Annotated in this window: 12 protein-coding genes; 11 read left to right on the forward strand and 1 reads right to left on the reverse strand. The window is 55.7% G+C overall.

The window, feature by feature from the left end; translation table 11 throughout:
* Positions 1-299: 299 nt before the first annotated feature.
* From purC to AC3WJN_RS16040, 8 genes are all read left to right on the forward strand, one after another.
* Positions 300-1,019, forward strand: a complete 720-nt coding sequence (gene purC, locus AC3WJN_RS16005) for a phosphoribosylaminoimidazolesuccinocarboxamide synthase (protein WP_005826753.1) — start codon at positions 300-302, stop codon at positions 1,017-1,019.
* Positions 1,012-1,260 carry a phosphoribosylformylglycinamidine synthase subunit PurS gene (purS, locus tag AC3WJN_RS16010; protein ID WP_026558323.1) on the forward strand — a complete coding sequence of 83 codons (249 nt, stop codon included), beginning with the start codon at positions 1,012-1,014 and terminating at the stop codon, positions 1,258-1,260. The genes purC and purS overlap by 8 nt, the downstream gene beginning before the upstream one ends.
* Before the next feature lie 4 nt (positions 1,261-1,264).
* On the forward strand, positions 1,265-1,957 hold the full coding sequence (gene purQ, locus AC3WJN_RS16015) for a phosphoribosylformylglycinamidine synthase subunit PurQ (RefSeq protein WP_005826757.1): 693 nt from the start codon (positions 1,265-1,267) through the stop codon (positions 1,955-1,957).
* Complete coding sequence (gene purL / locus AC3WJN_RS16020) at positions 1,938-4,181, forward strand: phosphoribosylformylglycinamidine synthase subunit PurL (protein WP_007787144.1); 2,244 nt, start codon at positions 1,938-1,940, stop codon at positions 4,179-4,181. Before purQ ends, purL begins: the two co-directional genes overlap by 20 nt.
* Positions 4,166-5,584 carry an amidophosphoribosyltransferase gene (gene purF / locus AC3WJN_RS16025; RefSeq protein ID WP_005826760.1) on the forward strand — a complete coding sequence of 473 codons (1,419 nt, stop codon included), beginning with the start codon at positions 4,166-4,168 and terminating at the stop codon, positions 5,582-5,584. Before purL ends, purF begins: the two co-directional genes overlap by 16 nt.
* Positions 5,585-5,615: 31 nt before the next feature.
* Complete coding sequence (purM, locus tag AC3WJN_RS16030; protein ID WP_005826762.1) at positions 5,616-6,656, forward strand: phosphoribosylformylglycinamidine cyclo-ligase; 1,041 nt, start codon at positions 5,616-5,618, stop codon at positions 6,654-6,656.
* Positions 6,650-7,261, forward strand: a complete 612-nt coding sequence (gene purN / locus AC3WJN_RS16035) for a phosphoribosylglycinamide formyltransferase (protein WP_005826763.1) — start codon at positions 6,650-6,652, stop codon at positions 7,259-7,261. The genes purM and purN overlap by 7 nt, the downstream gene beginning before the upstream one ends.
* Positions 7,262-7,342: 81 nt before the next feature.
* Positions 7,343-7,729, forward strand: coding sequence for a helix-turn-helix domain-containing protein (locus AC3WJN_RS16040; protein WP_005826765.1), 387 nt, complete (start codon positions 7,343-7,345; stop codon positions 7,727-7,729).
* Here the strand turns inward: AC3WJN_RS16040 and AC3WJN_RS16045 are convergent.
* Positions 7,697-8,827, reverse strand: a complete 1,131-nt coding sequence (locus AC3WJN_RS16045; protein WP_007787149.1) for a sensor domain-containing protein — start codon at positions 8,825-8,827, stop codon at positions 7,697-7,699. The genes AC3WJN_RS16040 and AC3WJN_RS16045 overlap by 33 nt on opposite strands.
* A 111-nt stretch (positions 8,828-8,938) precedes the next feature.
* Here AC3WJN_RS16045 and AC3WJN_RS16050 point away from each other — a divergent pair, with 111 nt between their 5' ends.
* The 3 genes from AC3WJN_RS16050 (at position 8,939) to purD (ending at position 12,367) form a co-directional block, all read left to right on the forward strand.
* Entirely contained in the window at positions 8,939-9,307 is a 369-nt protein-coding gene (locus tag AC3WJN_RS16050; protein ID WP_005826769.1) for a hypothetical protein, read from the forward strand.
* Positions 9,308-9,501: 194 nt separating this feature from the next.
* Positions 9,502-11,052, forward strand: coding sequence for a bifunctional phosphoribosylaminoimidazolecarboxamide formyltransferase/IMP cyclohydrolase (gene purH / locus AC3WJN_RS16055; protein WP_005826771.1), 1,551 nt, complete (start codon positions 9,502-9,504; stop codon positions 11,050-11,052).
* A gap of 37 nt (positions 11,053-11,089) precedes the next feature.
* Positions 11,090-12,367: a phosphoribosylamine--glycine ligase gene (gene purD / locus AC3WJN_RS16060; RefSeq protein ID WP_005826773.1), complete on the forward strand. Its 1,278-nt coding sequence runs from the start codon at positions 11,090-11,092 to the stop codon at positions 12,365-12,367.
* Positions 12,368-12,380 lie beyond the last annotated feature (13 nt).

Consider the following 12,380-nt stretch of genomic DNA (forward strand, 5'->3'; position numbering starts at 1 on the left):
GGGCGGGGGAGACTTCTGCATTCCGGACCCGATCAAGCGTAATACCTCTCGCGGGAAAAAAGCATAGTAAAACAGACAAGACGAAACTTGCGCCGCTGCTTCAGAAGCAGCAGGGAAGTAATATGCAAACGAATGTTGGCAAAAACTTGACAGACAATTATGTAATAATTCCCGAACATTTGTCGAAGGCTGTTCACGCTTTTTCGTTGATAAATGCGTATGTTTATGTTTTAATGTAGTTGAATCGTTCGTGAATTAATCGCAACTCAACCTTTTTATCTGGGAAGGTGACTCCTACAGTGGAAAAACAGGAACAACTCTACGAAGGTAAGGCGAAACGTATTTATCGGACATCTGAGCCTGAGCAATACTGGGTAGAGTATAAAGACGACGCAACAGCATTCAACGGAGAGAAGCGGGCGCAAATCACCGGAAAAGGTGAGCTGAACAACCGCATTACCGCTATCTTTTTCACCATGCTAAAGGAGAAAGGCATCGACAACCATTTTGTCCGCCTGCTGTCCGCAACCGAGCAGGTTGTCCGCAAAGTGGAGATCATTCCTTTGGAGGTCGTTGTCCGCAATATCGCGGCAGGCTCGCTCGCCAAACGCCTTGGCATGGAAGAGGGCACCGTTCTCCCGCAGCCGGTTGTCGAGTTTTACTACAAGGACGACGCATTGGGCGACCCGTTGGTGAACCCGTCCCATATCAAAGTGTTGGGAATTGCGAGCGAAAGTGACCTGGCGACGCTTGAGCGCATGGGGCTGGCTGTAAACGAGGTTCTCGTGCCTTACCTCGCCGAGCGCAACATCACCCTGGTCGATTTTAAACTGGAATTTGGAAGAACGCCGGACGGGGAGATCCTCCTCGCCGATGAAATATCCCCGGATACATGCCGTTTCTGGGACTCGGTAACAAAAGAGAAGCTGGACAAAGACCGCTTCCGTCGCGATTTGGGCAATGTAGAAGAGGCGTACCAAGAAATGCTGAAGAGACTGGGAGGAGACGTACATGTTTAAAGCTGTTGTTTATGTAACGCTGCGCGAGAGCGTTTTGGACCCGCAAGGCCACGCTGTAAAAGGGGCTCTGCACACCCTTGGTTTTGACGAAGTAAACAATGCGCGGATCGGGAAGTACATGGAGCTTACGCTGAACTCAGCGGACCGTGCGCAGGCAGAAGAGCGTGTACGTGAGATGTGCGAAAAGCTGTTGGCCAATACGGTGGTTGAAGACTATCGCTTTGAAATCGTGGAGGGCTAAGGACATGCGAGTAGCGGTTATCGTCTTTCCAGGCTCCAATGCCGACGTAGATTTGTATAACGCAGTTGAAGACGTAATGGGAGTGCCGGTCGATTACGTATGGCATTCCGAGACAGATTTGTCCGGGTATGACGTGATTCTTTTGCCGGGCGGTTTCTCCTATGGAGACTATTTGCGCTGTGGCGCGGTCGCTCGCTTTTCGCCTGTCATGGAGCAGGTGGTCAAGGCAGCGGAGGAAGGCAAGCTGGTGATGGGAATCTGTAACGGCTTCCAAATTCTCACGGAGGTAGGGCTGTTGCCAGGAGCGCTTTTGCGCAACCGTTCCCTCAAATTCGCCTGCAAGCTGTCCGGCCTGCGCGTAGACAACAACGATACCCCGTTTACCCGCGACTACGCGGCCGGGGAAGAAATTCAGATTCCGATCGCGCACGGCGAAGGAAACTACTACTGTGATGAAGAGACGCTTGCGAAGCTGAAAGCAGGCAAGCAGATCGTATTCCGCTACAGCGGCGAGAACCCGAATGGTTCGATTGACGATATTGCAGGCATTTGCAACGAGCGCGGCAATGTGCTCGGCATGATGCCTCACCCTGAGCGCGCTGTCCACAAATGGATGACTTCCGATGACGGACGCCGCATGTTTACCTCGATCCTGAAGACGTGGAGGGAACAAAACAGTGTCACAACTCACGCATAAAGAACCGACCGCAGAACAAATTGCCGATCAGAAGCTCTATCGCGAAATCGGGCTGACTGACGAAGAATACCAACGTGTTGTCAATATTTTGGGACGCCAGCCGAACTGGACAGAGACAGGTCTGTACAGCGTGATGTGGTCTGAGCACTGCTCCTACAAAAACTCCAAGCCTGTCCTGCGCAAGTTCCCGACAAAAGGTCCTCGCGTGCTGCAAGGTCCAGGCGAAGGCGCAGGGATCGTGGACATCGGCGACAATCAGGCAGTTGTTTTCAAAATCGAAAGCCACAACCACCCGTCTGCTATCGAGCCGTACCAGGGCGCAGCGACTGGCGTGGGCGGCATTATCCGCGACGTGTTTTCCATGGGCGCGCGTCCAATCGCCCTGCTCAACTCGCTTCGCTTCGGGGAGCTGAAAACACCGCGCGTCAAATATTTGTTTGAACACGTGGTGGCTGGTATCGCCGGTTACGGAAACTGCATCGGGATTCCTACCGTGGGCGGAGAAGTGAACTTCGACCCTACGTATGAAGGCAACCCGCTCGTCAATGCGATGTGCGTGGGCCTCATCGACCACGAAAAAATTCAAAAAGGGGTAGCCTCCGGTATCGGCAACCCTGTCATCTACGTCGGCGCAAGCACAGGCCGCGACGGGATTCACGGCGCAACGTTTGCGTCCGAGGAGCTGACAGAGGAATCGGAGAAAAAGCGTCCGGCGGTACAAGTGGGCGACCCGTTCATGGAAAAACTTTTGCTTGAAGCGTGCCTGGAGCTGATCGACACAGGAATCGTCGTCGGGATTCAGGACATGGGCGCGGCTGGCTTGACCAGCTCCAGCTCCGAGATGGCGTCCAAGGCAGGAAACGGAATCGAGATGAACCTCGACCTCGTGCCACAGCGTGAAGCGGGAATGTCCGCTTACGAGATGATGCTGTCCGAGTCCCAGGAGCGCATGCTCGTCGTCGTGGAAAAAGGCAAGGAAGCAGAAGCCATTGCTATTTTTGACAAGTGGGGCTTGGCGTCCGCTGTCGTGGGCAAAGTAACGGAAGACAGCAAGCTGCGCCTGCTGCACAAAGGCGAAGTCGTGGCAGAAGTGCCAGTAAACAGCCTGGCTGATGACGCGCCTGTCTACCACCGTCCATCCGCAGTACCTGCTTACTACGAGGCAAACGCGAATGTAGACGTGCTCGCTGCCATCCAGGAGCCGAAAGATTTGAACGAGACGCTGAAAAGCATTCTGGCACAGCCGACTGTTGCCAACAAGGCGTGGGTGTACGAGCAATACGACCACATCGTGCGGGCAAACACAGCGGTCAAGCCTGGCTCTGACGCGGCGGTTGTCATGGTGCGCGGTACGCGCAAGGCGCTTGCCATGACGACAGATTGCAACGGACGCTACGTCTACCTCGATCCAAAAGTGGGCGGCGCCATCGCTGTAGCGGAATCCGCTCGCAACGTGGTCTGCTCCGGTGCCGAGCCGCTGGCGATCACCGACTGCCTCAACTTCGGCAGCCCGGAAAAGCCGGAAGTGTTCTGGCAGTTCGAGAAAGCGTGCGAAGGCATGAGCGAGGCGTGCGTGGCACTCGACGCGCCTGTGATCGGCGGCAACGTATCTTTTTACAACGAACGCAGCGGTGACGCGATCTATCCGACTCCAACCGTCGGCATGGTCGGTCTGATTACCGATGTTGACCATATTACGACCCAAGACTTCAAAAACGAAGGCGACGCGATCATCCTGCTCGGCGAAACGTTCGCAGAGCTGGGCGGCAGCGAGTATCAAAAGCTCGCAACAGGCTCCATCTCCGGCCGTCCTCCGCAAATTGATCTGAACAAGGAAGCCGCTGTACAAAAGCTCGTGCTCACAGCGATCCGCAAAGGCTTGGTCAACTCCGCTCACGACCTGTCCGAAGGCGGTCTCGGCGTGGCTCTGGCAGAGTCTTGCTTCGGCAAAGGCATCGGCGCTCAAGTCGAGCTTAGCTCCGAACTGCGAAGCGATGTACTGTTGTTCAGCGAATCCCAATCCCGCATTTTGCTCAGCGCAAGCCCTGAGCAGGCGGAAGCGATCCTCGCATTGGCAGGTGAGCATGGCGTATCGGCTGAAAAAATCGGTACGATCGGCGGCGATCGTCTGGTAGTGAACGTGAACGGTGCAGAAGCGATCAACGCTTCGATTCAAGAGGTGAAAGCAGCCTGGAAGGATGCGATTCCATGTTTGATCGGGTAATCTGGGACAAACTTAACGAAGAATGCGGCGTCTTTGGCATCTACAACCATAAGGAAGCATCCCAACTGACTTATCTCGGTCTGCACGCCCTTCAGCATCGCGGTCAGGAGAGCGCAGGTATCTGCGCCTCCGACGGCGAGAAGTGGTATAAGCACCGCGGAATGGGGCTTGTATCGGAAGCGTTTGGCAAAGGCGACCTGGAAAAATTTCGCGGTCACATCGCCATCGGCCACACCCGCTATACGACTGCCGGCTCCAGCAAGATTGAAAATGCCCAGCCGCTGTTTTTCCGCTACGCGCAAGGCAGCATGGCTGTTGCCCATAACGGTAACCTCGTCAATGCGGCCGTCCTGCGCAAAGAGCTGGAAGCAAAAGGGTCGATTTTCCAGACGACCAGCGACACCGAGGTGATCGCGCATCTGATCGCACGCTCCGAGCGCCGCGACCTGCCAGGTGCGGTAAAAGACGCGCTGCAGCACATCAAGGGCGCGTATGCGTTGCTCGTCATGAACGAGAAGCAGCTCGTGATCGCACTCGATCCGAACGGCCTGCGTCCGCTGTCGCTCGGCCGACTGGGCGACGCGGTGACAGTCGCCTCCGAAACCTGTGCGTTTGACATCATCGGTGCCGAGTATTGGCGCGACGTGCAGCCAGGGGAAATGATCGTCATCGACCAGGACGGCATCACCGAGACGAAGCACACCGAGACGACACAACGCTCGATCTGTACGTTCGAATACATTTACTTCGCCCGCCCGGACAGCGACATCGACGGCATCAACGTCCACATGGCCCGCAAACGGCTGGGCAAGCAGCTCGCTCTGGAATCGGCAATTGACGCCGATGTAGTCACAGGCGTGCCGGACTCCAGCATTTCCGCCGCGATCGGCTTTGCGGAAGCGACAGGCATTCCGTACGAGATCGGCTTAATCAAAAACCGTTATGTAGGCCGGACGTTCATCCAGCCGAGCCAGGAGCTGCGCGAGCGCGCGGTGTACCTCAAGCTGTCGGCGGTTCGCAAAGTAGTCGAAGGCAAGCGCGTCGTCATGATTGACGATTCCATCGTGCGCGGCACGACGAGCAACCGCATTGTCCGCATGCTGCGCGAGGCTGGCGCCAAGGAAGTACACGTGCGCATCAGCTCTCCGCCTGTCATGAACTCGTGCTTTTACGGCATCGACACCTCCACGCGTGACGAACTGATTGCCGCGACCAAATCGGTAGAGGAAATTCGCCAGATCATTGAAGCCGATTCCTTGGCCTTCCTGTCTGTAGAAGGCATGATCGAAGCGATTGGCCGCCAGGATTCCGCTCCGAACAAAGGGCATTGCCTCGCCTGCTTTACCGGAGAGTATCCGACCGAGATTGAATTTGAAGAGGCGCTACCAGCGTCCAAGTGCTAATACAAGCAACCTCTTGTAAGGGGGAGAAACGATGAGTGAAGCATATAAACAAGCGGGTGTCGACATCGACGCGGGGAACGAAGCCGTCGAACGCATGAAAAAACACGTGAAGCGGACATTCCGCCCCGAAGTGCTGACCGATTTGGGCGGCTTCGGAGCGTTGTTCCGTCTGGACACGAAAAAATACGAAAAGCCGATTCTCGTATCGGGTACCGATGGGGTAGGCACCAAGCTGAAGCTGGCTTTTGCCATGGACAAACACGACACGATCGGGATCGACGCCGTCGCGATGTGCGTCAACGACGTCGTGGTGCAGGGCGCGGAGCCGCTCTTTTTCCTCGACTACCTGGCAGTAGACAAGGTGATCCCGGAAAAAATCGAAGCGATCGTAAGCGGGATCGCAGAAGGCTGCGCCCAGTCCGGCTGCTCGCTGATCGGCGGGGAGACGGCGGAAATGCCAGGCATGTACGCTGAGGGCGAATACGACATCGCCGGATTTACCGTAGGGGTTGTCGACGAGAGCAAAATGATTACGGGTGCGAACGTAGCAGCAGGCGACGTGCTGATCGGGCTGGCGTCGAGCGGCGTGCACAGCAACGGCTTCTCGCTCGTGCGCAAGGTGCTTTTGGCCGACAAGGGCATGTCTTTGCACGACCATGTAGACGTCCTCGGCAAAAAGCTCGGCGAGGAACTGCTGACGCCGACCCGCATCTACGTGAAGCAAGTACTGGCTGTGCTGGAATCGCATGAAGTCAAGGCTTTGGCTCACATCACAGGCGGCGGCTTTACGGAAAACATCCCGCGCGTGCTCCCGGAAAACACGCAAGCGGTCATCAACGTCGGCTCCTGGCCTGTTCTGCCGATCTTTTCGCTCGTACAGGAAGCCGGAAACATTTCCTTCCCGGACATGTACAAAACGTTCAACATGGGCATCGGCATGATCTTGGTCGTGAAGGAAGCGGATGCGGTGAGCGTCATGGAAAAGCTGCAAGAGCTCGGCGAGCAGCCGTACCTGATCGGAAACATTCAGGCGGGTGAGCGCAAAGTCGTGTACAACGGGGTGGAATGGTGAGAAAGCTGGCCATTTTCGCCTCAGGCAGCGGCTCCAACTTCGAAGCGATCGCGCAGGCTGTTCAGGCAGGACGGCTGCCGGGCGTGGAAGTCGCCCTGCTCGTCTGCGACAAGCCGCAGGCGAAGGTGCTGGAGCGCGCCGAACGTTTGGGAATCGAAGCTTTTGTGTTCCAACCGAAGGAGTATGCCAGCAAGGCAGCGTTTGAAGCGGAGATTGTCGCAGAGCTGCAAAAACGCGAGATTTCGCTGGTCGTGCTGGCAGGCTACATGCGGTTGGTAGGCGAGACGCTGCTGTCCGCTTACGAAGGAAAAATCATCAACCTGCATCCGTCGCTCTTGCCTGCTTTTCCAGGCAAGGACGCGATCGGCCAGGCACTCGCTTACGGGGTAAAGATAACGGGGGTAACGGTCCATCTGGTCGATGCCGGTCTCGATACGGGTCCGATCATCGCTCAGGTTCCCGTAGCAGTGCATGACAACGACACGGCCGAGACGCTGGCAGCGCGCATCCACGAGGTGGAGCACGGGCTGCTGGTGGAAGTCATCGGCATGCTGGCGGAAGGCCGGGTGCAGGTTACAGGGCGGCAAGTTCAGGTGATAGCATAGCGTCAAAAGAAAGACCGGCACAGGATAGATGTGCTGGTCTTTTTCCTTTTTCTGTTACAATTGAGAAAGGGAGGGAGAATGATGAAAGAACCGATGACAAGAGCAGTCCTGATCGTAAGTCTCGTCATGCTGGTCGGCGCGTGGATGATTGCCGACGCTACCAGAAGTATTTCTGCCTATGCTGATTCAGCCACCCACAATACGGCAGAGATTGCGACTGCCCTCACGTCCTTCGACAATCGACTGAATGATCTGAACCAGTCTGTGCATTCAGTGGAAAAGCAAATCATGAACGCGGATGAAGTCGCTGTCTATTTGGGAATAACCGATCAGGTGCTGTCCAAATTGCTGGAAGACAAGCAGCTTCCAGCGATTCAAATCAATGGGATTTACCGCTTCTCGAAGCGGGCCATAGACGAGTGGGTGTATGAGAAATCAAAGAACAAAGCCAGCTATCAAAACTGGTAGCGCTAATTGCCCGCCAGCAGCTTCTCGTTCATCCGCCGGAACGGGCTTGCTGAAAAAATAGCCCTGCACCGTCAGGCAGCCAAGCGAACGCAAAAAAGCGAGCTGCTTCGCCGTCTCGACGCCTTCGGCCACGAGCGAGAGCTGCAGGCTGTGCGCCATGGCCGCGATGGCGGTCACGATCGGCATGTGAGACGACGAGTCCGTCATGTTGCGCATAAACGACTGGTCGATCTTCAAGGAGTTGATCGGCAAAAGCTGCAAGCAACTGAGCGAGCTGTAGCCCGTGCCAAAGTCATCAATGGAAATCTGGATGCCCATTGCCTGTAGCGTTTGCAGACGCGGGATGACGGCATCGAGCCTGTGCATGGCGATGCTCTCCGTAATCTCCAACTCCAGATAGCGCGGATGCAGCCCGGTTTTTTGCAAAATTTGCTGGACCATCGGCACCAACTGCTTGTCCTGAAGCTGGCGCATGGACAAGTTGACGGCGAGGCGAACGGGCGGCAAGCCTTGCTGCTGCCACTTCACGCATTGCTGGCAGGCCATTTCCAGCACCCAGCGACCGATCGGGACGATCTGCCCTGTCTCTTCTGTCTGCTTGCGCTTCGTAATGTCGTGCGTGACGATCAAGGCCCCGACAGGCTCCCCGCTGGAAGCGTACAGCAGCTTGCCGTTGGCGACGAGGATGGAGACAGCTTTTCCGGGCGGCTGTACCCAAATCTCCTGATTGTAGACATTTTCTTGGTGCAACACGCGAACAGACGGCAACTCCGCAAACGATGCGGGAGTGCTGCCGTCGGGATGGTAAAACGAATAGGAGCCGTACGTTCGTTCATGCAAGTCTATGGGCTCGGACATGCCAAAGCGTTTGGCTGCCTCGTTGAAAAAAAGGAGGCGTCCATCCAACCCGTAGACAGTCACGCCTGCCTCCATATGCTCCAGAATGGGCTGCAGCAAGGCTTCGTGCAAGGCGGAGGATGAGGAGCCTAAGAAAGCGTCAACTGGTGGAGAAAAAAGCTGATGGCGAGTTGACTTCATGTAAGCCTTCGGGCAGATGCATGTAATCGTACCATTTATGTTAATGAAAGTGAGAATCATTGTCAATAAATGGACTGCTTTTCCCTGCCAACGATTGACAGGAATGAAAGCAAACCAAATCTGCCCTCCCGACATACTGTAAAAGGAAGCAGGAAAAGAGGAGGGGCCGATTTGAGCGGAGATTTCGTTGCGGATTTGCTGGGCAAGCTAAGCAAGAGAACAGGGCGGGAATGGACGCTGAACGATATTATGAAGCTCGCGCAAAAATTCCCCAAAGGCGGGGGCAACGTCGACGAGTTGATGAATGAGCTGTCCGAGATGGGCCTTGACGTGCCGGAGGAGACAAAAGAGCGTGTCAAGGAACGGATGAAAAGTGGAAAGTCGCTCTCCATGGAAGAATTGGTGTCGAAGGTTCCGAAAGAGGTCAAGGCAAAAAGCAGCAAGCCGAAAAAGCCATCCAAGGCTGCTGGAAAAAGCAAGCACCTTTCTCTGGCGGAGCGTGTGAAAAAGCTGTCTGGAGGAAGCAAAAAAAAGCGGTAAGCTTCCCGCGTCGGGAGCGAAACAGGGCAGTCGCGAGTGCCGAACAGGCATGGGCGGCTGCGTTTGTTTTCGCTGAGGAAACTCTTGATAAAAACGTACAATTATGTTTTAATATGAAAGGAATGTTCGTGTTTTAGTGTGGCGCGAAAAGCTTTCCGTCATGTTTTCTTATTAAAAGTCAGGAGGTTCTATCCGTGAGTGTGAAAAAGGCGTTGATTAGCGTTTCTGACAAGACAGGATTGATTCCGTTTGCCCGTCGTTTGGCAGATGCCGGAGTAGAGATCATTTCCACCGGAGGTACGGCTGCTCTCTTGAAAGCAGAGGGGGTTCCCGTCATTGGCATTTCCGAGGTGACCGGATTTCCCGAAATTTTGGACGGACGTGTCAAAACGCTGCATCCGAATATCCACAGCGGCCTCTTGGCTGTGCGTGACAACGAAGCGCATCAAAAACAGTTGAAGGACCTGAACATCGAAACAATCGATCTGGTCGTGGTCAATCTGTATCCATTCAAGGAAACGATTGCCAAGCCGGACGTGACATACGAAGATGCGATTGAGAATATTGATATTGGTGGGCCGACGATGCTGCGCTCCGCGGCGAAAAACCATGCGTTCGTGAGCGTTGTCGTGGACGCTGCCGACTATGACAAGGTAGCCGAAGAAATCGAGGCAAACGGCGATACTACGCTGGAAACGCGCCGTCGTCTGGCAGCGAAAGTATTCCGTCACACAGCGGCCTACGATGCCCTGATCTCGCGCTATTTGAGCGAGCAGGTAGGCGAGCTGTTGCCAGAGAGCTACACGGTGACCTACGAAAAAGCGCAAGACCTGCGCTACGGCGAAAATCCGCACCAGCGCGCCGCTTTTTACCGCGAACCGCTGTCCAGCCAGTTGAGCATCGGCTATGCGGAGCAACTGCACGGCAAAGAGCTTTCCTACAACAACATCAACGACGCAGACGCGGCTCTGGCGATTGTGCGTGAATTTACCGAGCCGGCTGTTGTCGCGATCAAACACTCCAACCCTTGTGGCGTGGGGATCGGCGCAGACATTCGCCAGGCGTACCAAAAAGCGTACGAAGCGGACCCCGTATCCATTTTCGGCGGCATCGTCGCGGCGAATCGCCCGATTGACAAAGACACGGCGCTCGCGATGAAAGAAATTTTCCTGGAGATCATCATTGCTCCTGATTTTACCGAAGACGCATTGGCTGTGCTGACCGAGAAAAAGAACCTGCGTCTCTTGCGCATCCCTGCCCTGAATGAGCCAGCGAAAAAAGCGGACAATCTGTTCCGCATCGCTCCGGTCGCGGGCGGCGCGCTGATTCAGGATTACGATTACAAGCAATTGGCAGAAAGCGAAATCCAGGTCGTGACAGACCGCAAGCCTACAGCCGAAGAAATGGCCCAACTGCAATTCGCCTGGAAAGTTGTCAAGCACGTGAAGTCTAACGCGATTTTGCTGGCAAAAGACAACATGACGATCGGGGTAGGCGCTGGTCAAATGAACCGTGTCGGCGCAGCGAAAATCGCCATCGAGCAGGCGGGAGAGCTGGCAAAAGGCGCTGTGCTCGCTTCCGATGCCTTCTTCCCGATGGGAGATACCGTAGAGGCGGCGGCTGCGGCCGGAATTACCGCGATCATTCAGCCGGGCGGCTCGATTCGCGATCAGGAATCCATCGACGCCTGCAACCGTGCGGGCATCGCCATGGTGTTTACTGGCACGCGCCACTTCAAGCACTGATTCATACAGATCCCTTCAATAACAGGAGGATATCCCCATGAAAGTATTGGTAATTGGCGGCGGCGGCCGCGAACACGCCATTGCCTGGAAGCTTTTGCAAAGCCCGAAGGTAGAAAAGGTGTACTGCGCTCCGGGAAACGGCGGCACAGCCGAGATTGCCCAGAACGTACCGATTGGCGTCAATGACTTTGCGGCGCTAGCCCAGTTCGTCAAAGACGAAGGCATTGATTTGACTGTCGTAGGACCAGAAGATCCACTGCTCGGCGGCATCGTGGACTTTTTCCAGGAGCGCAACCTGCCGATCTTTGGGCCGAATGGCAAAGCGGCGATGATCGAAGGCAGCAAGTCGTTCGCGAAAAGCTTGATGAAACGCTACAACATCCCGACCTCTGCCTACGAGTCGTTCATCGACTACGAATCGGCGAGCGCGTATGTGCGCCAGCAAGGGGCGCCCATCGTCGTCAAGGCTGACGGCCTCGCCGCAGGCAAAGGCGTTGTCGTGGCCGAGACCGTAGAGGAAGCGGAAGAAGCGCTCCGCCAGATCATGCAGGAGAGCGTTTTTGGCGCAGCGGGTACGCGCGTGGTCATCGAGGAGTGCATGTTTGGCGAAGAGCTGTCCCTGCTCTCCTTTGTCGACGGCGAAACCGTGAAGCCGATGATTACCTCCCAGGATCACAAGCGCATTTTCAACGACGACCGCGGCCCGAATACAGGCGGCATGGGGACGTACGCCCCGGTTCCGCACATGTCGGCCGAACTGGTCGATACGATTGTGAAAACGATCGTTCAGCCGATGGCGTCCGGGATGGCGAAGGACGGTATTCCGTTCAAAGGCATTCTCTACACTGGACTGATGATTACCGAGCAAGGACCAAAAGTGGTCGAGTTCAACGCCCGTTTTGGCGATCCGGAGACGCAAGTGATTTTGCCGCTGCTGGAGACGGATTTGCTCGACATTTTCGTGGCGACCGTTAACGGAGAGCTGGACAGCCTGGACGTGACCTGGAAAGAAGGAAGCGCCGTCTGCGTCGTCATGGCAGCTCCCGGCTATCCGGGCGATTATCCGAAGGGCAAGCGGATCGACGGCCTGGCGCAAACGACAGAAGGCGTTACCGTATTCCATGCCGGCACCAAGCAAACAGACGAAGGCATTGTGACCAGCGGCGGCCGCGTGCTCGGCGTAGTCGGAACCGGAGCCGACCTCGAACAAGCGCGTGAAGCGGCGTACGCGTCTGTGCAGGCGATTTCGTTCGAAGGAGCGCAATACCGCACGGACATTGCGGCAAAAGCGATGAAGCACCAGCAGCAAAAGTAACAACCACCGAAAA

Source organism: Brevibacillus sp. FW306-2-1A-C05A, assembly GCF_058781555.1.